This is a genomic window from Streptomyces coeruleofuscus (assembly GCF_039532725.1).
Classification (GTDB): Bacteria; Actinomycetota; Actinomycetes; order Streptomycetales; family Streptomycetaceae; genus Streptomyces; species Streptomyces coeruleofuscus.
Genome location: NZ_BAAASE010000022.1, coordinates 1 through 21034 on the forward strand (window position 1 = coordinate 1; position 21034 = coordinate 21034).

General features: G+C 71.3%; 16 protein-coding genes and 1 rRNA gene. 8 read left to right on the forward strand and 9 right to left on the reverse strand.

What is annotated here, in order from left to right:
* Window positions 1–70 precede the first annotated feature (70 nt).
* Complete coding sequence (locus ABFX81_RS41955; RefSeq protein ID WP_346139702.1) at window positions 71–691, forward strand: Rv3235 family protein; 621 nt, start codon at window positions 71–73, stop codon at window positions 689–691.
* Window positions 692–789: 98 nt separating this feature from the next.
* Here ABFX81_RS41955 and secA read toward each other — a convergent pair whose 3' ends face one another.
* The gene (gene secA / locus ABFX81_RS41960) at window positions 790–3633 is read right to left on the reverse strand and encodes a preprotein translocase subunit SecA (RefSeq protein ID WP_346139697.1); all 2844 of its coding nucleotides are present in this window, start codon (window positions 3631–3633) and stop codon (window positions 790–792) included.
* A 280-nt stretch (window positions 3634–3913) separates the two neighbouring features.
* Between secA and ABFX81_RS41965 the strand changes: the two genes are divergently transcribed.
* Window positions 3914–4483 (forward strand): GNAT family N-acetyltransferase, encoded by a 570-nt coding sequence (locus tag ABFX81_RS41965; RefSeq protein ID WP_086853515.1) that lies wholly within the window; start codon window positions 3914–3916, stop codon window positions 4481–4483.
* 88 nt (window positions 4484–4571) lie between these two features.
* Window positions 4572–5744 (forward strand): DNA glycosylase AlkZ-like family protein, encoded by a 1173-nt coding sequence (locus ABFX81_RS41970; protein ID WP_086853513.1) that lies wholly within the window; start codon window positions 4572–4574, stop codon window positions 5742–5744.
* Window positions 5745–5763: 19 nt separating this feature from the next.
* Here the strand turns inward: ABFX81_RS41970 and ABFX81_RS41975 are convergent, their stop codons facing one another.
* The 7 genes from ABFX81_RS41975 to mtnA form a co-directional block, all read right to left on the reverse strand.
* Window positions 5764–6510: a response regulator gene (locus ABFX81_RS41975; protein WP_059421798.1), complete on the reverse strand. Its 747-nt coding sequence runs from the start codon at window positions 6508–6510 to the stop codon at window positions 5764–5766.
* Window positions 6511–6716: 206 nt separating this feature from the next.
* Entirely contained in the window at window positions 6717–7415 is a 699-nt protein-coding gene (hpf, locus tag ABFX81_RS41980) for a ribosome hibernation-promoting factor, HPF/YfiA family (protein WP_086853511.1), read from the reverse strand.
* A 312-nt stretch (window positions 7416–7727) separates the two neighbouring features.
* Window positions 7728–8624 (reverse strand): ComF family protein, encoded by an 897-nt coding sequence (locus tag ABFX81_RS41985; protein WP_346139698.1) that lies wholly within the window; start codon window positions 8622–8624, stop codon window positions 7728–7730.
* Between the two features lie 221 nt (window positions 8625–8845).
* On the reverse strand, window positions 8846–10678 hold the full coding sequence (locus tag ABFX81_RS41990; RefSeq protein WP_086849869.1) for an LpqB family beta-propeller domain-containing protein: 1833 nt from the start codon (window positions 10676–10678) through the stop codon (window positions 8846–8848).
* On the reverse strand, window positions 10668–12953 hold the full coding sequence (gene mtrB, locus ABFX81_RS41995) for an MtrAB system histidine kinase MtrB (protein ID WP_086849871.1): 2286 nt from the start codon (window positions 12951–12953) through the stop codon (window positions 10668–10670). The genes ABFX81_RS41990 and mtrB overlap by 11 nt, the downstream gene beginning before the upstream one ends.
* A gap of 1 nt (window position 12954) precedes the next feature.
* Window positions 12955–13644, reverse strand: coding sequence for a two-component system response regulator MtrA (mtrA, locus tag ABFX81_RS42000; RefSeq protein ID WP_003990656.1), 690 nt, complete (start codon window positions 13642–13644; stop codon window positions 12955–12957).
* A 198-nt stretch (window positions 13645–13842) separates the two neighbouring features.
* Window positions 13843–14991: an S-methyl-5-thioribose-1-phosphate isomerase gene (gene mtnA / locus ABFX81_RS42005; protein WP_086849873.1), complete on the reverse strand. Its 1149-nt coding sequence runs from the start codon at window positions 14989–14991 to the stop codon at window positions 13843–13845.
* 140 nt (window positions 14992–15131) lie between these two features.
* On the opposite strand from mtnA, the gene ABFX81_RS42010 reads away from it, so the two are divergent.
* From ABFX81_RS42010 to ABFX81_RS42030, 5 genes are read left to right on the forward strand one after another with little or no spacing between them, the layout of a single operon-like run.
* Entirely contained in the window at window positions 15132–16553 is a 1422-nt protein-coding gene (locus tag ABFX81_RS42010; RefSeq protein ID WP_346139699.1) for a DUF7847 domain-containing protein, read from the forward strand.
* A gap of 4 nt (window positions 16554–16557) precedes the next feature.
* Window positions 16558–17328: a DUF4129 domain-containing protein gene (locus tag ABFX81_RS42015; RefSeq protein ID WP_086855643.1), complete on the forward strand. Its 771-nt coding sequence runs from the start codon at window positions 16558–16560 to the stop codon at window positions 17326–17328.
* The gene (locus tag ABFX81_RS42020; RefSeq protein ID WP_086855642.1) at window positions 17325–18521 is read left to right on the forward strand and encodes a DUF4350 domain-containing protein; all 1197 of its coding nucleotides are present in this window, start codon (window positions 17325–17327) and stop codon (window positions 18519–18521) included. Before ABFX81_RS42015 ends, ABFX81_RS42020 begins: the two co-directional genes overlap by 4 nt.
* Window positions 18521–19510, forward strand: coding sequence for an AAA family ATPase (locus ABFX81_RS42025; RefSeq protein ID WP_346139700.1), 990 nt, complete (start codon window positions 18521–18523; stop codon window positions 19508–19510). Before ABFX81_RS42020 ends, ABFX81_RS42025 begins: the two co-directional genes overlap by 1 nt.
* Entirely contained in the window at window positions 19510–20820 is a 1311-nt protein-coding gene (locus ABFX81_RS42030; protein ID WP_346139701.1) for a DUF58 domain-containing protein, read from the forward strand. Before ABFX81_RS42025 ends, ABFX81_RS42030 begins: the two co-directional genes overlap by 1 nt.
* Window positions 20821–20897: 77 nt before the next feature.
* On the opposite strand, the gene rrf is transcribed toward ABFX81_RS42030, so the two are convergent.
* Window positions 20898–21014, reverse strand: a 5S ribosomal RNA gene (gene rrf, locus ABFX81_RS42035).
* Between the last annotated feature and the right edge of the window lie 20 nt (window positions 21015–21034).

The following is a 21034-nucleotide window of genomic DNA, read 5'->3' on the forward strand; positions in this document are numbered from 1 at the left end:
CAACCCACGCACCCCCGCGAACCCCACTAACGCCCCCGACGGCACCGCCCCGCCACGCACCCCCCGCAGCATGACCCCACACACCCCCGGAAGCCCCACTCCCCGCACCCCCGGCGGCACCGCCCCACCCCGTACCCCGGGCGGAGGCCCCACCCGCACACCGGCAGCCGACGGCCGCCCGCCGGGCTCCGCCCGCGCCGTGAGGCCTCGCACCCGCCCCATGGACACCCGCCCGCCGTCCCCCTCGGCCACCCCCGCAGCACCCCGCAGAGCGCCGCGAAGCACCGCCCCCGCCTCCCGGGACATCGCACCACGCGTCCCGGCCCAGCACCCCCGCCGTCCGGCCCCCCACCCTCTCCCCACCGACCTCTTCGCCGACCTCCTCCTCGCCGTGCTCAGCGGCCACCGCCCCGTCCACTCGATGCTCCGCCACACCCGGGGCCGCGCCTACGACGAACTGGCCTGGCTCGCCGAACGCGGCCCCCTGCGCACCCGGGGCGCCCGCCCCGTCGTGCGCGACATCGGCTACTTCGAACCCCGCCCCGGCGCCATCGAGGCCTTCGCCCGCATCGGCGCCGGCGACCGGCTGCGCGCGATGGCCTTCCGCCTGGAACTCGGCCAGGACCTCCGCTGGCGCTGCACGGCGGTGGAACTCGGCGGCCCCCGCCCACCCCGCGCAGAGTCCGACTGAGCCACCGCACAAGGCCCCACAGCCGCCGACCACCAAGCCGAAGGGCCGGACACCCTCAGGTGCCCGGCCCTTCAGCCGCTACGGTGCCTCAGCGACCGTCACTTCTTACGACGCCCCCGGCTCCGCGCCTGCTTGCGGCGCTCCGCGCGCGTGAGGCCGTCAGCCTCGGAACGCACCGGCTCCTCGTCGGCGAAGTCGCCCTCGATGGTACCGCCCTCGCCGTCGACCGTCGGCGCGGAGAAGTGGAGGTTGCGCCGCTGCGGGGCGTCGAGCCCCTTGGCGCGGATCTCCGGGCGGGCACCGGCCTGCGCCGGCACCGCGTCGTGCTTCTCCAGGTCGGCCACCGGCTTGGTGTCCTCGACCGGAACCTCTTCGACCTGCTGCTCGACCTGGACCTCCAGGTTGAACAGGTAGCCGACGGACTCCTCCTTGATGCCCTCCATCATGGCGGTGAACATGTCGAAGCCCTCGCGCTGGTACTCGACCAGCGGGTCCTTCTGCGCCATCGCGCGCAGGCCGATGCCCTCCTGGAGGTAGTCCATCTCGTAGAGGTGCTCGCGCCACTTGCGGTCGAGGACCGACAGCACGACCCTGCGCTCCAGCTCACGCATGATCTCGGAGCCGAGCTGCGCCTCGCGCGCCTCGTACTGCTCGTGGATGTCGTCCTTGACGGAGTCACCGATGAACTCGGCGGTCAGCCCGGCACGGTCGCCGGCGGCCTCCTCCAGCTCCTCGATCGTGACCTTGCACGGGTAGAGCTGCTTGAAGGCGCCCCACAGCCGGTCGAGGTCCCAGTCCTCGGGGAAGCCCTCGGCCGTCTCGGCCTGGACGTAGGCGTCGATCGTGTCGTCCATGAAGTGCTGCACCTGCTCGTGCAGGTCCTCGCCCTCCAGGACGCGGCGCCGCTCGCCGTAGATGACCTCACGCTGGCGGTTGAGGACCTCGTCGTACTTCAGGACGTTCTTACGGGTCTCGAAGTTCTGCTGCTCGACCTGCGACTGGGCGGAGGCGATCGCGCGCGTGACCATCTTGTTCTCGATCGGCACGTCGTCCGGGACGTTCGCCATCGACATCACGCGCTCGACCATCTGGGCCTTGAACAGCCGCATCAGGTCGTCGCCGAGGGAGAGGTAGAAGCGGGACTCGCCGGGGTCGCCCTGACGGCCGGAACGACCGCGCAGCTGGTTGTCGATGCGCCGCGACTCGTGCCGCTCGGTGCCCAGCACGTAGAGCCCGCCGAGCTTCTCGACCTCGTCCTTCTCGGCCTGGACGGCCTTCTCGGCCCGCTTGAGCGCCTCGGGCAGGGCCTGCGCCCACTCCTCGATGTGCTCCTCGGGGTCGAGGCCGCGCTGGCGCAGCTCCGCCTCGGCGAGGTCCTCGGGGTTGCCGCCGAGCTTGATGTCCGTACCACGGCCGGCCATGTTCGTGGCCACCGTGACAGAGCCCTTGCGGCCGGCCTGGGCGACGATCTGCGCCTCACGGTCGTGCTGCTTGGCGTTCAGCACCTCGTGCTGGATGCCGCGCTTGCTGAGCTGCTGCGAGAGGTACTCGGACTTCTCGACCGAGGTGGTGCCGACGAGGATCGGCTGGCCCTTGCGGTGCTTCTCCTCGATGTCGTCGACGACCGCCTCGAACTTGGCGACCTCGGTCCGGTAGATCAGGTCCGACTGGTCCTTGCGGACCATCGGCCGGTTGGTCGGGATCGGCACCACACCGAGCTTGTAGATCTGGTGGAACTCGGCGGCCTCGGTCATCGCCGTACCGGTCATGCCGCACAGGCCCGGCATTTCCTTGCCGTTGTGGTCGTGGCGCTTGTAGAGGCGGAAGAAGTTCTGGAGCGTGATCGTGGCGAGCGTCTGGTTCTCGTCCTTGATCGGCACCCCTTCCTTCGCCTCGATCGCCTGGTGCATGCCCTCGTTGTAACGGCGGCCCGCGAGGATACGTCCGGTGTGCTCGTCGACGATCATGACCTCGTCGTCGATGATGACGTAGTCCTTGTCCTTCTTGAAGAGCTCCTTGGCCTTGATGGCGTTGTTCAGGTAGCCCACCAGCGGGGTGTTCACCGACTCGTAGAGGTTGTCGATGCCCAGCCAGTCCTCGACCTTGGCGACACCGGACTCGTGGATGGCGACCGTGCGCTTCTTCTCGTCGACGTCGTAGTCGCCGGTCTCCTCGATGCCCTTGAGCGGCTGACCCGCCTCGCCGCGCTTGAGGCGCTTGACCAGCTTGGCGAAGTCGCCGTACCACTTGGTCGCCTGGTCGGCCGGCCCGGAGATGATCAGCGGCGTACGGGCCTCGTCGATGAGGATGGAGTCGACCTCGTCGACGATGGCGAAGTTGTGGCCGCGCTGGACGAGCTCGTCCTTGGACCACGCCATGTTGTCGCGCAGGTAGTCGAAGCCGAACTCGTTGTTCGTGCCGTACGTGATGTCGCAGGCGTACTGCTCGCGGCGCTGAGCCGGCGTCATGTTGGCGAGGATGCAGCCGACCTCGAGACCGAGGAAGCGGTGGACGCGGCCCATCATCTCGGAGTCACGCTCGGCCAGGTAGTCGTTCACCGTGATGATGTGGACGCCGCCGCCGGACAACGCGTTCAGATACGCCGGCAGCGTGCCGACGAGGGTCTTGCCCTCACCGGTCTTCATCTCGGCGACGTAGCCCATGTGCAGGGCGGCGCCGCCCATCATCTGCACGTCGTAGTGGCGCTGGCCGAGGACGCGCTTGGCGGCCTCGCGGACGGTGGCGAACGCCTCGGGCAGCAGGTCGTCCAGGCTCTCACCATCGGCGTACCGCTGCTTGTACTCATCGGTGAGGGCCCGCAGCTCGGCGTCGGAGAGGTCGACGAAGTCCTCTTCGATGGAGTTGACCTGGTCCGCGATGCGGTGCAGCTTGCGCAGGATCTTGCCTTCGCCTGCACGCATGATCTTCGAGAGGACGGACACGGGGGTTGGTCTCCTTGCCGGTCGGGCCTGGGACGGTCGGTTACCACTTGACTTACTGAGCAACGGCCATCGTATGCGAGGACCCCACCGCGCCGGGAGGGCCTGCCGTGACGGCAACCGTCCGCTGCTTCGTTTCGCTTTCACTCTGCTTCAAAAAGGACAACGTCCGGGCCCCTCGGATGGTGCCGCATCCCCCACCCGAATTAAGCGAAGCGTGATCAAGCCCTCACTCACAGCAAACGTATGGCGCTCCCAAGAGTCCCCCGACCACAATCGGCCGATGGACCCCGCCACACTCACCACGGACCGCCTCCTGCTGCGCACGGTCGGCCCCCGGGACACCGACGCGGTGTACGACGCCTGCCAGGACCCCGACATCCAGCGCTGGACCACGATCCCCTCGCCGTACCTCCGGGAGAACGCCGAGGCCTTCACGGAACAGTTGGTCCCCGACGGCTGGTCGGACGGATCCATGTACACCTTCGGCGTCTTCCTCCGCTCCGGTGAGCTCGCCGGCATGCTCGGCATCACCATGCACGCCCTGGGCATGGGCGAGATCGGCTTCTGGGCCGCCAAGCAGCACCGCTCAAACGGCTACATCACGGAAGCCGCCCTCACCGCCTGCCGCTGGGCCTTCGTCCAGGCCGCCGTCGACCGCATCGAATGGCGCGCCGAGGTGGGCAACCACGCCTCCCGCGCGGTGGCGGAACGAGCCGGCTTCACGATCGAAGGCATGCTGCGCGCCGCCACCAACAACAAGGGCGTACGCCGCGACACCTGGGTCGGCTCCCTGCTCCCGTCGGACCTGGGCCTGCCGTCGACGGCTCCCTACTTGCCGGCGCGTTCGTAGCGGCCTGAGCTGCTCGCGCACAGCACCCCACACCCGACCTCGCAGCTCACACCACCTCTGTCAGTCCCACCCCCTATCGTGCAAAACCATGACCACCCCGCGCCCCGCAACAGAACTCTCCGCAGACGAGGCCCGCCGACTGGCGCTCCGCGCCCAGGGCTTCCTCGGCGCCCCACCCCGCCGCTCCGGCGTCCGCGGCATCCTCCGCCACCTGGGCGCGATACAGCTCGACACCATCTCGGTCCTGGCCCGCTCCCACGAACTCGTCCCGTACGCCCGCCTGGGCGCGGTAGGCCGAAAGACAGTGGAGAACGCCTACTGGAAGGACACCCACGCCTTCGAGTACTGGTCCCACGCGGCCTGCATCCTCCCCATCGAGGAGTGGCCCCACTTCGCCTTCCGCCGCCGCGCCTACCGCAACCGCCCGCACTGGAACCACGAGCTGCCGGACGGCGCCTACGACGAGGTCATCAAGCAGCTCCGCGACGAAGGCCCCCTCACGGCGACGGAGTTGGGCGGCGCGAAGAAGACGAACGACTGGTGGGACTGGTCCGGCACGAAGGTCGCCGTCGAGCGCGCCCTGATGTACGGCGAGGTGGTCTGCGTGGAGCGCCGCGGCTGGAAGCGCGTGTACGACCTCGCCGAGCGCGCGATCCCCGAGGACCTCCTGCACGACGAGCTGGACGACACCGAGTGCCTGCGCCGCCTGGTCCGCCTGGCAGGCCGGTCCCTCGGCGTCGGCACACGCGCGGACATCGCCGACTACCACCGCCTCAAGGGCGAGCAGGTCGACGCGGTGATCGCCGACTCAGGCCTCGTCCCGGTCACGGTCGAGGGCTGGGGCAAGCCCGCCTGGGCCGATCCCGCGGCCCTGGAGGCACCCCCGCGCGGCCGCCACCGCACCACGCTGCTCTCGCCCTTCGACTCCCTGATCTGGGAGCGGGCGCGCACGGAGCGGATCTTCGGATTCACCCACCGACTGGAGGCCTACGTCCCCAAGCAGAAGCGGGTATACGGCTACTTCGCGATGCCGGTCCTGGCCGGCGGCCGGCTCGTCGGCCGCGTGGACCCGGCCCGCGAGGGCCGCACGCTGGTGGCCAGGCAGGTCACGCTCGACGGCGCGAAGGCGGTCCCGGCCGTCGCGCAGGCCCTGGCCGAGGCGGCGACCTGGGTGGACTGCACGGACGTACGCGTGGAGCTGGTCGACGCACCGGACCTGCGCGAGCCCCTCGTCAAGGAACTCGCCCGCATCCTCGTCTGAGCCCCACCAGGTCTGAGCCCTACCGGATCTCGAGGATCTTCTCCCGCATCGCGTACACCACCGCTTCCATCCTGGAGTGCAGCTGAAGCTTCTCCAGGATGTTGCGCACGTGGTTCTTCACGGTGTTCTCGGAGATGAACAACTCCTTGGCGATATCGCGGTTGTTCATCCCCGTCGCGACGAGTTTGAGGACTTCCAGTTCACGGTCCGTCAGCCGCGGCGCGGGCACCAGCCGGCGCTCGTCCGTGCGCTGGATCATCGACTTGAACTCGGTGAGCAGCTTCGACGCCATGGACGGGCTGATCTGCGACTGCCCGTCGGCCACCGCGCGAATGGCGGTGGCCACCTCGTCCGTCGAGATCTCCTTGAGGAGATAGCCGGTCGCGCCCGCCTTGATGGCGTCGTAGAGATCGGCTTCCTCATCGCTGATCGTCAGCATGATGATCTTGGCGCTGGGGGCGACCTCCTTGATGGAGGTGCAGGCCTCGATCCCGCCCCGCTTGGGCATCCGCACATCCATCAGGACGATGTCGGGCAGCAGGTCGGCGGCCTTCTCGACGGCCTCGGCACCGTCGCCCGCCTCCCCGACGACCTGGATGTCCTCCTCGGCCGCCAGCACGATCTCCAGGCCACGGCGGAACAGGGCGTGGTCGTCGACCACAAGGACTCTGATCGGTTCCTTGCGTGGAGAGCCCGTGTCCGGGCCCATGCCGACGACGCCGTCGTCGGCATCCTCGTCACGCATCGGTCCGAAGCTGTCCGCCATCGTTCCTCCCCCTGAAGGCTGTGGCCTGTGGTCCTGAGCCATCGCCAACCCAGAGCAACGACCCACCGGTTGGGCCGTGGCCAACCATGATTTCATGCCTGGACGACACCAGGGTGACGGAGCGGGGCGCCAAGTGGTCGCACGGGGGTGCCCCTGGGGGCGCATACGCGCTCCAGGGGCACCTGCTCCGCTGTCACCCGGCATGGTCAGCCGCCGAGCGCACCGCCCGCGTCGGGCGAGTGCGCCTGTGTGACCATCGTGTCCGTCCTGAGGTGGATCACGCCGTAGTCGTAGGCGTGCCGTCGGTAGACGACACTCGGTTCCTTGGTCTCTGAGTCGACGAACAGGTAGAAGTCGTGCCCGACCAGTTCCATCTCGTAGAGAGCCTGGTCGAGGGTCATGGGGGCTGCGACGTGGGTCTTCTCGCGGACGACGATGGGGCCGTCACCCTGCACTTCGAGTGAGCCGATCTTCTTCGTGGGGACGGCTTCTTCCGGCTCCTCCTCCGGAGTCGGCACCAGGCCGTTTCCGTTGAGCGTCGCCACGCCCGGGACGTGGTCGGCGACCTCTGCGGCCGAGATCCGGCGCGCGCCACGGCGCGAGAACCGCTTGTCGTGCTGCCTGCGCAGCCGGGCTTCCAGCTTTTCCGCCGCCAGGTCGAGAGCCGCGTACGGATCGCTCGCCGCTGCCTCCGCCCGGATCACCGGACCGCGGGAGCGGAGCGTGATCTCCACTCGGTCACAACGGTCGGCCTGCCTGGGGTTGGGCTCCTTGGACACCTCGACGTCGAGGCTGATCACCTTGCCATCGAGCTTCTGGATCTTCTCCAGCTTCAGCTTCTCGGCCACGTGCTTCCGGAACCGCTCGGGCACCTCGGTCTTGCGGCCCTTGACGACGATGTCCACGCAGAACTCCGTTCCCGGATCGCTCCGCTTCGCTTCGGAGCGTCTCCCTTTTGCACCAGGTTCCGGTGTGCCCCGGAACCTCGGACTCGGTGACTTCCACCTCCTCCCCCGTGGGCGAGATCTCCACGCCACCGTTCGCGAGTGATGAGGAAAATCCCGCGGCACGGCATTCGGATTTGAGAGGTGTGGCCTGCGGCTTTCCCTCTCAACCGAACATATCTCGCCCGGACGGATGTCGTCACCCTCTACTGCGGCGTACCTCCGTTCAGGTGAATAAGCGCTCTCGTTACCTGCAACGACGCAAGATCTCAGTCAGTTCCGGTTTATTTGGAAAGAGTCCGGTGGCGCCGCGACCACTGCCGCGCACACCACGTCAACGACTCCGCCGGCGCAGCCCGCGCCCGTCATTCCGTGCCGGCCGGGCCGCCGGCCCGTCCTCTCTCGCCTTGATCCGACGTTCTGTTCCTCTCTGCTTTCCCATGTCTCTCCCCCGTACACGGCCACGGCCCCCGCAGCGTTCGAAATCGGCCCCGCCGCCCGCACCGCCCGCGCGGCCTCCGCCAAGGACGCCCCCGTGGTCATCAGGTCGTCGACGAGGACGACCGGTCCGCCGGAGAGCAGCCGGGCACCTCCGGGTACCACCGCCAGCGCGCCCGCGAGATTGTCCCGTCGCTGCCGGGAGTTGAGCTCCGACTGGTCGGCCACGGCCCGCCTCTGCCGCAGCACACCGAGGACCCGGGCCGGCACCCCGCTCCGCCGCAGTTCTCCAGCCGCCGCGAGCGCGATCCGCCGCGCGGGATCATGCCCCCGGGCCCGCACGGCCCGCCGCCCCGACGGCACCGGCACGAGCAGCACCGGAGCCCCGACGCCCCGGGACCACGCCCCCTCGGCCCCGGCCCAGGAGCCGCCCCACGCCTCCCGAAGCCCCGCCCGCACTGCTCCCGCCAAGGCCACCCCGAGGGGGCCGGCGAGCGCGAGGGCGCCCCGTTCCTTGTGGGCCAGCAGCGTCGCCCGCACCTCGTCCGCGTACGGGGCAGCCGCGTGCACCACGGGCAGCCCTGGCGGCTCCGGCACCGGCCGCACCCGAATTGCCGCGACTCCGCTCAGCACCGCACGGCACCCCGGGCAGAGCACCGTACGAGGCCTCCCACAGCCCCCGCACTCGGCCGGCAGCACCAGGTCGGTGAGGTCCTGCCACCACCCCCGCATGGCCACCACTGTGCCGCCCCGGGCCCTCTCCGGCCACCCCTGTGGACAACGGCCTGTGGACAACTCCCCGCCAGGCGAACCGTCCGTCCCTCACACGAGTGACGGCCCTGTGGGACGGCTCCGTGGGGCGGCCCCATGCGCCTCCCCGTGAGCCGGCTCAGCGACCGACCAGGGGCGCGCACACAAGCGCGCCCCGCGCACCGGCCACGGGGGGCGCCACCTCACCCCGGATAAACCGGCGCCGTCCCCTCAGTCACCTTCTGCCACTGCGCACCCGACGGCAGCCGGACGATCCCGTCCACCGAGTACGCCACCAGCGGCAACTGGTCGTCCTCTGCGGCGGTGACCTCCTTGACTCCGGTCAGAGCCGCGGGCGCCGGTATGTCCGGCGTGGAGCCGTCGACCTGGACGTACCGCATCTGTTCCACGCCACCGTGCTCGCGCCCGACCACCACGAGCCGGCTGTCCCCGGCCCACGACATGGCGGTGATCTCCTCCAGCTCCGGGGTCGCGGAGCGCAGTTCGACCACCCTGACGGCCGACTGCTCGCCCGGCTTCCCCTCCCGCTCGATCAGCCCGATGAGCAGGGTCTTCTTGCCGGCCTTCTCCACGACGAGCGCGATCCGCACCCCGTCGGCGGCCACCCGCACGGCCTGGATCCGCCCGTCCAGGTGCGGCATGCGCACCTCCAGCGGATCGCCCTTGCCCTCTTCCAGCAGGAGCAGCCGGGGATCGTCCGGGTCACGGTCGGCCACCCACAGCCCGTCGTGGGCGTCCCAGCTGGGGGTGGTCAGCCGGTCCTTCTCGGTCGGGCCGTGGCTGCGCAGCACCGGCTCGCCCAGCGAACCGCCCGAGACCATCGACCCCACGTACAGCGACTTGCCGTCGAGGCTGACACCGGCCGCGGTGTGCTCGTCGCGGGACACCGCCACCGACCGCAGCGCCGTGTCGCCCTCGCCCAGCGCCCCCGGCGCCGGGTCCGGCTTGGTGTCGCTGTCGCCCGCGGGGATCCGTACCAGCCGGTCCTTGGCGTCGACGAAGTACAGGAAGTCGGGGCTGCGCACCGCGCTCCGGAGGGCGACGGCGTCGGCTCCTTGCCGCGTGAGCGAGCACAGCTCCGCCCCGTCGGCCCGCAGCTCGACCCCGTCCACCGCGGGGCTGAGGCTGTGCAGCGTGAACAGCAGCTGGGCCGCCATCTCCTCGCACCGGTTGGTGCCGACGCGCGCGGCCTTGTCGTTGAGCGGGATCGTCAGCTTGTTGCGGTCGTCGGGCGCCAGCGCGCCGGCGTTCTTCGTCAGCGCCGTCCCGGTGGGGAAGCTCGACCTGACCACCGGCCCGAGCCACCGCGTCGGCCCGCTCAGCACGGAGCGCACCATCTGCGTCATGGGATCCACCCGCCGGCGGACGTACACGGGGTCGGCGACCGCGGTGGGCTGGGTGTCCGCCCCGGCCACCGTGGTGTTCGAAGCGAAGTAGTACTTGTTGACGGACATGTAGTTGCGCTGGAAGTCCGACTCGCCCATGACGACGCCCTGCGGCAGCGCGTCGATCCGCCACTGCCCGCTCTTCTCGCCCTTCTTCAGGTGCACGGTCCTGCCGTACGCCCCGGTCGCCGGCGCGTACGACTGCTGTGCGTCCACTGAGGCCACCTTGGTGCCCGTCAGCATGTACGTCATCTCGCCGGTGTCCGCCCGGCCGCCGGCACCCGCGGGCTCGGCACCCGGCCCGTCCGTCAGCACCGTCGTGGAAGTCTCCGGCCGCCACGTCTTGGCGGCCTCACCGGTCAGGTACTGGCGCGCCGTCTTGTAGTGCGGATCGTCGCTGGTGAGCGCCTCCAGGAAGCCCTGCACGATCTCCGAGGGCTGCGCGTCCTCACCCGGCGGCACGGCGAACACCCGCACCTGGGTCTCCTGGCGGGGTGTGGACTCTACACCCCGCAGATCCCCGCTGTCCGGCATCGAGGCACACCCCGCCAGCAGCAAGACGCCACCAGTGGCGTACGCCATCACGCGCGCGGGCGTACGCCGACCGCGCCCCCCACGGTCAGCGCCCACGAGATGCCTCCCCATGCCTGTCCGCGTTCTCCGACTCGGATTCCCTGCCCGAGCCCGCGGATCCGTTGTCCCTGTCCGCGTCCTGCGGCCCGTTCACGACCTGGTCCCTAGAGGGCCCAGCAGGACCACTCGGCCCGCCGTCGCCGGGCGTACTCGCCGGACCGCTCACCACACCGTTGCCGACCGCGTCTGACGAACCACTCGCCCCGCCATGGCCGCCCGCGCCCGCCGGGCGGCTCGCGCCCCCGCCGCGAGCCGGCTGCTCCGGGGCGGCCTGCGGATCGTCCTGCCGCCGCGTGCCCGAGGCGGGCCGGGGCACCACGCGCGCGCCGTTGCCGGGGAGCGCCGTCGGATCGGCCGTGGGGGCCGCGGAGGCCGCCCGCGGCGGTATCGGGTCCCGCCCCGGCCCCGGCGGCCGCGGCCCGCTCGCCGACTGTGCCGGCACGGTCGCCCGCTTCTCGCCGTCCCCGCCGCCGCACGGGAGACCGGCGTCGTCGAGCCCCCGGTTCCGCCGTGAGTCCTTGGGCTCCAGCGGTATCGGAGAGCCCCGCAGCGGCTCGTCCGCGGTCCTGGGCAGCGTCAGCCGGAACTGCGAACCGCCGCCCGGCTCACCCCACGCCTGAAGCCAGCCGCCGTGCAGCCGCGCGTCCTCCAGGGCGATGGACAGCCCCAGACCCGTACCACCCGTGGTACGCGCGCGTGCCGGGTCGGCCCGCCAGAAACGGCTGAACACCCGCGTCGCCTCGCCCGGCTTGAGCCCGACCCCGTAGTCCCGCACCGCGACCGCGACCGCACCGCCCGCCGCGGCGAGCTTGACGACGACATCCCTGCCTTCACCGTGCTCGACGGCGTTCACGACGAGGTTGCGCAGCACGCGCTCCACGCGCCGGGCGTCGGCCTCGGCGACGACGGGCTGCTGGTCGCCCAGGACGCGGATCTGCGTGCCCTTGCGCTCCGCGAGCGGCGCGGCCCCGCTGACAACCCGCCGTACGACGTCCCTGAGGTCTATCGGCTCCGCCTCCAGCGCCGCGGCACCCGCGTCGAACCGGCTGATCTCCAGCAGGTCCGCGAGCAGCGACTCGAACCGGTCCAGCTGGTCGGCGAGCAGCTCCGCCGACCGCGCGGTCACCGGGTCGAAGTCCTCACGGGCCTCGTGGATGACGTCCGCGGCCATCCGTACGGTCGTCAGCGGCGTACGCAGCTCGTGCGACACGTCCGACACGAACCGGCGCTGCATCCGCGACAGGTCCTCCAGCTGGCTGATCTTCAGCTGGAGGTTCTGGGCCATCTTGTTGAAGGCCTCGCCGAGCCGCGCGATGTCGTCCTCGCCGGTGACCTTCATACGTTCCTGGAGCCGCCCGGCGGACAGCCGCTCGGCGATCCCCGCCGCCATCCGCACCGGCGTGACGACCTGCCGCACCACGAGCCAGGCGATGGCCCCCAGCAGGACGACGACGAACAGCCCGGCCGTCGCGAGGGTCCCCTTGACCAGGCTCAGCGACTTCTCCTCCTGGGTGAGCGGGAAGAGGTAGTAGAGCTGGTACGGGTCCCCGTTGGGATCGTTGACCTGCTTGCCGACGACCAGGCCCGGCTGGGAGTCCTTGGTCACGTTGTTGTAGGTGATGCGGGTGTAGCTCTGCGCGGCCGTCGTGCTGCTGCCGATCCGCTCGCGCAGCTCGGGGGGCACGCTCCTGCTCCAGTCCACCTCACCAGAGGCACGCTGCCCGCGGCCGCCCGCGCCGTCCTCGTCGGAGGCCGGGAGGGTCACCACGTCGAAGGCGCCCTGGCCGCCGCTGGACAGCGAGGAGACGAGGTCACTCATCCACTCGCTGACGTTCTGCGCGGGACGCCCGTCCGCCGTGGCGACGTCGTCGCCGGTGCCGCTCGCCGCCTCGTCGGCCCGCTGCTTGGCCACCGCGAACCCGCCCGTGGCCTGGCTCTGGGACGCCTTCACCTTGGCGTCCAGCAGGCCGTTGCGCACCTGCCCGATGACGACGAAGCCCAGCAGCAGGACCACGCCCAGCGACATCAGCAGCGTGGTCGCGACGACCTTGAGCTGGATGTTGCGCCGCCACAGCCGCATGACGGGCAGCAACGGCCGGCGCACCCACCGCATGAACAGCCGGATGACCGGGCTGCCCTGGACCCCGCCCTGGAGCAGCAGCCCGCTCTCCAGGAACCGCCCCCAACGGGAGCCGGCCTTCTTCCGCCCGACAGGCCGCCCCGGGCGGCCCCCGGACCGGCCGGGCGCCGAAGCGGCACTGTCGCCGGACATGTCAGCTCGGTCCTGCCTTGTACCCGACGCCACGGACGGTCACCACGATCTCCGGCTTCTCCGGGTCCTTCTCGACCTTGGAGCGCAGCCGCTGCACATGCACGTTGACCAGCCGCGTGTCCGCCGCGTGCCGGTAGCCCCACACCTGCTCCAGCAGCACCTCGCGCGTGAACACCTGCCACGGCTTGCGCGCGAGCGCGACCAGCAGGTCGAACTCCAGCGGCGTCAGCGCGATCGACTGCCCGTCCCGCTTCACGGAGTGCCCGGCCACGTCGATGACCAGGTCACCGATGGCGAGCTGCTCCGGAGCCGGCTCCTCCGACCTCCTGAGCCGCGCCCGGATCCGGGCCACCAGCTCCTTCGGCTTGAACGGCTTCACGATGTAGTCGTCGGCACCCGACTCCAGGCCCACGACGACATCGACCGTGTCGCTCTTCGCCGTGAGCATCACGATCGGCACCCCGGACTCCGCCCTGATCAGACGGCACACCTCGATGCCGTCCCGACCGGGCAGCATCAGATCGAGCAGCACCAGATCGGGCTTGGACTCACGGAAGGCGGCAAGCGCCTTGTCGCCGTCGGCCACGAAAGACGGCTCGAAACCCTCACCACGCAGCACAATGCCGAGCATCTCGGCCAGTGCGGTGTCGTCGTCGACGACAAGGACTCGTCCCTTCATAAACGACATCATCCCATTCTCATAACGGTGGCGAAGGCAGTGGTGAGGTAGGTCACCGGCAGTGACCATAGTCGCAGCAAGCGCTACTGTCTGCCCTCGCCCACCCCTGTTGATCTCGACGACGGGCAGCGGCAAGGCTCCCGTCCCCCGCGAAGGGGCGAGACCGCCGGAGCCCGCGCCGCTCCGCACGCACTCCGGCAGCGGCCCGGCTCAGCCCGCCGACACCCGGCGCGACCGGGCGCACACCTCGGCGAGCGCCTCGGCCGTGACGGGCGAAACCGCGCCCTCCTCCGTGACGATCGCCGTCACCAGCTCGGGCGGGGTCACGTCGAACGCCGGGTTGTACGCCTGCGTCCCCAGCGGCGCCACCGGAATGCCACCGCCCGCCTCAGCCCCGGTCACCGGCACCTGCGGCGCCACGAACTCGGTCACCTCATGACCGGCCCGCTGCTCGACCTCGATGGACGCCCCGTCCGGTGTGTCCGGATCCACCGTCGTCACCGGCGCCACCACGATGAACGGCACGTGGTGATACCGCGCGAGCACCGCCAGCGGATAACTCCCGACCTTGTTCGCCACCGAACCGTCCGCCGTGATGCGGTCCGCCCCGATCAGCACGGCGTCCACCTCCCCGGCGGCGAACAGCGACCCGGCCGCATTGTCGGTGAGCAGCGTGTACGCCATCCCACTGCGCGCCGCCTCGTACGCCGTCAGGCGGGCACCCTGCAACAGCGGACGCGTCTCGTCCACCCACAGACGCCGCAGCCGCCCCGCCCGGTGCGCCGCGAGCGCCACAGCGAACGCCGTCCCCTCCCCGCCCGACACCAGCGAACCGGTGTTGCAGTGGGTGAGGATCCGGTGCCCGCCGCCGGGCAGCAGCTCGTCCAGCAGCGCCAGCCCGTGCTCGGCCATCCGCGCACTGGCCTCGGCGTCCTCCCGGTGCAGCTGCCGCGCCGCCGCCAGCGCCGCCGCGGCCGCCTGCCTGATGTCACCGCCCTTGGCGAGCGCGGCCTCGTGGGCCGCTTGCGCCCGGCGCACACCCACGGCCAGGTTCACCGCGGTCGGCCGGGCGCTCGCCAACGCGACCGCGGCATCGTCCACGTCGAAGCCCCGCACGGCGGCGAGCGCGACACCGTACGCCCCCGCGATGCCGAGCAGGGGCGCCCCGCGCACGGCGAGCGAGCGGATCGCCTCCACGAGCGCGGGCGCGTCCGTACAGACCAGTTCGACCTCCTCGACCGGCAGCCTCGTCTGGTCGAGAAGGACCAGAACGGGTCCTTCCGGTGGTTCTTCCCAACGGATCGCCGGGATATCGGTCGGCCGTTTGTCATCGCCGCTGTACGCGTACTGATCAGCCATGCGGTCAGTCTGCCCCCTAACCAGCGGACAATTGAAGGTACGCAGCCCATACCGCTGCCGGTCACTCCAAGACCACCCCATGGCACGATGGCTGCCAACCTGCCGCCGCGACCGCGGACGGGCACCGTGAAGGAGCGACGATGAACGACACTCCGGGCTGGGCCTCGCCCGGATCCGCCCCGTCCGACGGGCAGAAGCCTGACGCGTCCGGCCCTGCCGAGCCCGCCGACCACCCCAACCCTGCCGGACCGTCCGACCGCCCCGGCCCCGCACAGCCCGCGGACCAGCCGGGCCAGCCTGGCCAGACCCCGCAGGCCCCCGGCCCGCAGTGGTCCAAGGACCAGCCGCCACCCGCCCAGTGGTCCGCCCCCAGCGGCCCCGGCGCCCCGGCCGGCCCCGGCCAGGCCCCTCCGCCCCCGCCGCCCGGCCCGGGCTGGGGCACCCAGCCCCCCGGCGGCTACGGCCCTGGCGGCCCCGGCGGATACGGTCCCGGCGGTCCAGGAGGCCCCGGCGGATACGGAGGCCCCGGCGGCCCCGGCGGCTGGGGCAGCGCCTGGGGTGGCCCCCCGCCCGCGGCCAAGCCCGGCGTGATCCCGCTCCGCCCGCTCGGCGTGGGCGAGATCCTCGACGGCGCGGTCTCCACCATGCGCACCTACTGGCGCACGGTCCTGGGCATCTCCCTGACCGTCGCGGTCATCACCGAGATCATCGTCGTGCTGTTCCAGGGCCTCGTCCTGGACGACTCCAGCACCGATGCCCTCAACGACCCGAGCGCCACCCTCAGCGAACTGAGCCGCGCCCTGGGCGACGCCATGCTCAACTCCACCGTCGTCTTCGTCATCTCCCTGGTCGGCACCGTCATCGCGACCGCGCTTCTCACCACCGTCACCAGCCGCGCCGTGCTCGGCAAGTCGGTGACCATCGGCGAGGCCTGGCGGGACGCCCGCCCTCAGGTCGTCAAGCTCTTCGGCCTCATCTGCCTGTTGCTGCTCATCACCGCCGGCATCGTCACCGTGGGCACCCTGCCCGGCATCCTCGTCAGCGTCGCCGGGAGCACCGGCGCGGGCGTCGCCCTGACCGTCCTGGGCATCATCGGCGCCGGCATCGTCGCCCTGTGGCTGATGATCCGCTTCTCCCTGGCCTCGCCGGCGCTGATGCTGGAGAAGCAGGGCATCAAGAAGGCGATGAGCCGCTCCACGAAGCTGGTCCGGGGCACCTGGTGGCGGATCTTCGGCATCCAGCTGCTCGCCACGATCATCGCGAACGTCGTCGCCTCGATCATCGTCATCCCGTTCACCTTCCTCGCCGGGGCCCTGAGCGGTGACGGCATCACCGGCTGGCTCAACTCCGGTGTCGGCAGCCTCGGCTGGACGTTCCTCATCGTCAGCGGCATCGGCTCGGTGATCGGCTCCATGATCACGTTCCCGATCACGGCGGGCGTCACCGTGCTCCTCTACATCGACCAGCGCATCCGCCGCGAGGCCCTCGACCTCGAACTGGCCCGCGCCGCCGGACTCCAGGGCTACGGCCCCAACGCCCCCGGCGCCACCCCGGGGAGCTGATGCGGTGACCTGGGCGGGGGAAGTCCTCACAACGGCGCTGCCACGCGCCGCCATACGCACAGTGCTGCGCGCCGGCGACACCTCGGTGCTGTCGTCGGCACGCTCCGCCGACGAACCGCCCCTCACCACACCGCGCGACCCCGCGCGCGAGGCGGCCCGACGCGAGCTGTCCAAGCGGATGTACCACGAGGACGACCCCAGCCTGTTCCAGCGCGCACTGGACGCCTTCTGGGAGTGGCTCGACAAACTGTTCAACGCCGCCTCGAGCGCCACACCCGGCGGAGCACTCGGCCTGGTCGTCATCATCCTGGCCGTCGCCGCGGTCCTGGCCGCCCTGTGGTGGCGGCTGGGCACCCCGCGCCGCCAACCCACCTCGTCCGCCGCCCTGTTCGACGACCGCCCCCGCAGCGCCGCGGACCACCGCGCAGCCGCCGAGGCGCACGCCGCCCAGGGCCACTGGAACCAGGCCGCCCAGGAGCGCATGCGGGCCCTCGTCCGCGCTCTGGAGGAACGCGCCCTCCTCGACGCCCGCCCCGGCCGCACCGCCGACGAGGCCGCCGCCGAAGCCGGCCGGGCCCTGCCCGCCCACACCGACCGACTGCGCGCCGCCGCCCGCGACTTCGACGACGTGACATACGGCGGCCGGTCGGCGACCGAGCAGTCGTACCACCGCATCGCCGAACTCGACCGCGACCTGGAACGCACCAAGCCCCAGCTCGCGAGCAGCAGCGCCCACAGCACGGCCCCCCACACCCGCCAGGGAGCCGCCGAATGACCACCGAGGCCACGCTCCCGTCCACCTCGGCCTCGCCCACCGCACGCCAGGTCTGGACCCGCGCGCGCGGCATCGCGCTCGCCCTCGTACTGCTGCTGGTGGGAGCCATCGCCATCGCCGTGATCCGCTCCGACGCCCGGCACGGCGAACTCGACCCGCGCTCCGCCGACCCCAACGGCAGCCGCGCCGTCGCCGAGCTCCTCGCCGACCGGGGCGTGGACACGCGCGTGGTCACCACCCTGGACGAGGCAGCCGCCGCAACCGGCCCGGACACGACCCTCCTGGTCGCCGTCCCCGACCTGCTGAGCCGAAGTCAGCAGTCCCGTCTGCACAACGCGTTCGCCGACTCCGACGGCCGTACTGTCCTGGTCGCCCCCGGCAGCGCGTCCGTCGAACGACTCGCCCCCGGCGTCACCGCCGACCCCGCCACCAGCCTCGACTCGACTCTCTCCCCCGACTGTGACCTGCCCGCCGCCCGGCGCGCGGGCACCGCCGACACGGGCGGCGTCCGCTACACCACCACCCACCTCGACGCCGACAAGTGCTACACCAGCGAGCGCCTGGCCACCCTGCTGCGCCTCCCGGCCCCGACCGGGGACGGCGACACCGTCGTCCTCGGCGCGCCCGACATCCTTCTCAACGACCGCCTCGACAAGCAGGGCAACGCCTCGCTCGCCCTCCAACTCCTCGGCTCCCGCCCCCATCTGGTCTGGTACCTCCCCTCGCTCTCCGACACGTCGGCCACCGGCACCGACGACGAACGCAGCTTCTTCGACCTGCTGCCCTCGGGCTGGCTCTGGGGCACCCTGCAACTCTTCATCGCCGCAGCCCTGGCCGCCCTCTGGCGGGCACGCCGGCTCGGCCCCCTCGTGCCCGAAAAACTCCCCGTGGCGATCCGCGCCTCCGAAACCGCCGAAGGCCGGGCCCGCCTCTACCGCAAGGCCGACGCCCGCGACCGCGCGGCAAACGCTCTTCGCTCCACCACACGCACCCGCCTCGCCCCCCTCACAGGCGTCCCCGTCACCCAGGCGCACACGCCCGAGGTCCTGCTCCCCGCCCTGTCCGCCCACCTCCACGGCGACGTCCAGGACCTGCGCACCCTCCTCTTCGGACCACCGCCCAGCGACGACGCAGCACTCATCGCACTCGCCGACCAACTCGACGCCCTCGAAAGAGAGGTACGCCGTCCATGATGGACCCGACCACTGACAACGCCGGGCAGACCGGGGACCAGGGCACCGCCCGAGCCGCCCTGGAGGCCCTGCGCGCCGAGATCGCCAAGGCCGTGGTCGGCCAGGACCCCGCCGTCACCGGCCTCGTCGTCGCCCTGCTCTGCCGCGGCCACGTCCTCCTCGAAGGTGTCCCCGGCGTCGCCAAGACCCTCCTGGTCCGCGCCCTCGCCGCCGCCCTCGAACTCGACACCAAACGCGTCCAGTTCACCCCCGACCTCATGCCCAGCGACGTGACCGGCTCACTGGTCTACGACACCCGCACCGCCGAGTTCTCCTTCCAGCCCGGCCCGGTCTTCACCAACCTCCTCCTCGCCGACGAGATCAACCGCACGCCCCCCAAGACCCAGTCGTCCCTCCTGGAAGCCATGGAGGAACGCCAGGTCACCGTCGACGGCACCCCCCGCCCCCTCCCCGACCCGTTCCTGGTCGCCGCGACCCAGAACCCGGTGGAGTACGAGGGCACCTACCCCCTCCCCGAAGCCCAGCTGGACCGCTTCCTCCTCAAACTCACCATCCCCCTCCCCTCCCGCAAGGACGAGATCGACGTCCTCACCCGCCACGCCGAGGGCTTCAACCCGCGCGACCTCCACGCCGCCGGCGTACGCCCCGTAGCCGGCCCGGCCGACCTGGAAGCGGCACGCGCCGCCGTCGCCAAGACGACGATCTCCCCGGAGATCACCGCCTACGTCGTCGACATCTGCCGCGCCACCCGCGAGTCGCCGTCCCTCACCCTCGGCGTCTCCCCCCGAGGCGCCACGGCCCTCCTGGCCACCGCCCGCGCCTGGGCCTGGCTGACAGGCCGCGACTACGTCATCCCCGACGACGTGAAGGCACTCGCTCTCCCCACCCTCCGCCACCGCGTACAACTCCGCCCGGAGGCCGAAATGGAAGGCGTGACGGCCGACTCCGTCATCAACGCGATCCTCGCCCACGTCCCCGTCCCCCGCTGATGGCACTCACCGGACGCGCCGCCCTCCTCGCGGCCCTGGGATCCCTCCCCGTCGGCATCTGGGAACCGAGCTGGACGGGCATCCTGGCGGTCAACGCGCCCCTGGCCGTGGCCTGCGCCTGCGACTTCGCCTTGGCCGCCCCCGTACGACGCCTGGGCCTGACCCGCTCCGGCGACACCTCCGTACGCCTCGGCGACACAGCGGACGTGACCCTGACCATCACCAACCCGTCCCGCCGCCCCCTCCGTGCCCGCCTCCGCGACGCCTGGCCACCGAGTACCTGGCTGCCGGGCACGGAGACGACGGCCTCCCGCCACCGCCTCACAGTCCCCCCGGGCGAACGCCGGCGCATGACGACCCGACTGCGCCCCACCCGCCGAGGCGACCGCCAGGCCGACCGCGTCACCATCCGCTCGTACGGCCCCCTCGGCCTCTTCTCCCGCCAGGGCACCCACGAGGCTCCCTGGACGGTACGTGTCCTGCCGCCGTTCACCAGCCGCAAGCACCTGCCCTCCAAGCTGGCCCGCCTCCGCGAACTGGACGGCCGCACCAGCGTCCTCACCCGAGGCGAGGGCACTGAATTCGACAGCCTGCGCGAGTACGTCCCCGGCGACGACACTCGCTCCATCGACTGGCGCGCCACAGCACGCCAGACCACGGTCGCCGTACGCACCTGGCGCCCGGAACGCGACCGCCACATCCTCCTGGTCCTCGACACCGGCCGTACCTCGGCAGGCCGTGTGGGCGACGCACCCCGCCTCGACGCCTCCATGGACGCGGCCCTCCTCCTCGCGGCCCTCGCGTCCCGCGCCGGCGACCGCGTCGACCTCCTCGCCTACGACCGCAAGGTCCGCGCCCTCGTCCAGGGCCGCACGGCAGGCGATGTCCTTCCGTCACTGGTCAACGCGATGGCCACGCTGGAGCCCGAGCTCGTCGAGACGAACGCCCGCGGCCTCACGGCCACGGCCCTGCGCACGTCTCCCCGCCGCTCTCTGATCGTGCTCCTCACCACCCTGGACGCGGCCCCCGTCGAAGAGGGCCTCCTCCCGGTCCTCTCCCAGCTCACCCAGCGCCACACGGTCCTGCTGGCATCAGTAGCGGACCCGCACATCACCGAAATGGCCAAGGCACGCGGGAATGTCGACGCCGTCTACGAGGCCGCCGCAGCCGCCCAGGCCCAGTCCGAACGCCACCGCACGGCAGAACAACTCCGCCGTCACGGTGTCACAGTCGTGGACGCGACACCCGACGACCTGGCACCGGCCCTGGCGGACGCTTATCTGGCTTTGAAGGCGGCTGGACGCCTGTGACAGTAAGGCCCTCGAAAGAGGGCCCATAAACGCAGAAAACCCCCGCATCCGAAGATGCGGGGGTTTTCCCAAGAATTGTTCGGCGGTGTCCTACTCTCCCACAGGGTCCCCCCTGCAGTACCATCGGCGCTGTAAGGCTTAGCTTCCGGGTTCGGAATGTAACCGGGCGTTTCCCCTACGCTATAACCACCGAAACACTATGAAACTGTCCAGC

Coding starts and splice junctions, on each gene's coding strand:
- ABFX81_RS41955 (WP_346139702.1), top strand. CDS start 71: ATGACCCCACACACCCCCGGAAGCCCCACTCCCCGCACCCCCGGCGGC.
- ABFX81_RS41965 (WP_086853515.1), top strand. CDS start 3,914: ATGGACCCCGCCACACTCACCACGGACCGCCTCCTGCTGCGCACGGTC.
- ABFX81_RS41970 (WP_086853513.1), top strand. CDS start 4,572: ATGACCACCCCGCGCCCCGCAACAGAACTCTCCGCAGACGAGGCCCGC.
- ABFX81_RS41975 (WP_059421798.1), bottom strand. CDS start 6,510: ATGGCGGACAGCTTCGGACCGATGCGTGACGAGGATGCCGACGACGGC.
- ABFX81_RS41985 (WP_346139698.1), bottom strand. CDS start 8,624: ATGCGGGGGTGGTGGCAGGACCTCACCGACCTGGTGCTGCCGGCCGAG.
- mtrB (WP_086849871.1), bottom strand. CDS start 12,953: ATGTCCGGCGACAGTGCCGCTTCGGCGCCCGGCCGGTCCGGGGGCCGC.
- mtrA (WP_003990656.1), bottom strand. CDS start 13,644: ATGATGTCGTTTATGAAGGGACGAGTCCTTGTCGTCGACGACGACACC.
- mtnA (WP_086849873.1), bottom strand. CDS start 14,991: ATGGCTGATCAGTACGCGTACAGCGGCGATGACAAACGGCCGACCGAT.
- ABFX81_RS42010 (WP_346139699.1), top strand. CDS start 15,132: ATGAACGACACTCCGGGCTGGGCCTCGCCCGGATCCGCCCCGTCCGAC.
- ABFX81_RS42020 (WP_086855642.1), top strand. CDS start 17,325: ATGACCACCGAGGCCACGCTCCCGTCCACCTCGGCCTCGCCCACCGCA.
- ABFX81_RS42025 (WP_346139700.1), top strand. CDS start 18,521: ATGGACCCGACCACTGACAACGCCGGGCAGACCGGGGACCAGGGCACC.
- ABFX81_RS42030 (WP_346139701.1), top strand. CDS start 19,510: ATGGCACTCACCGGACGCGCCGCCCTCCTCGCGGCCCTGGGATCCCTC.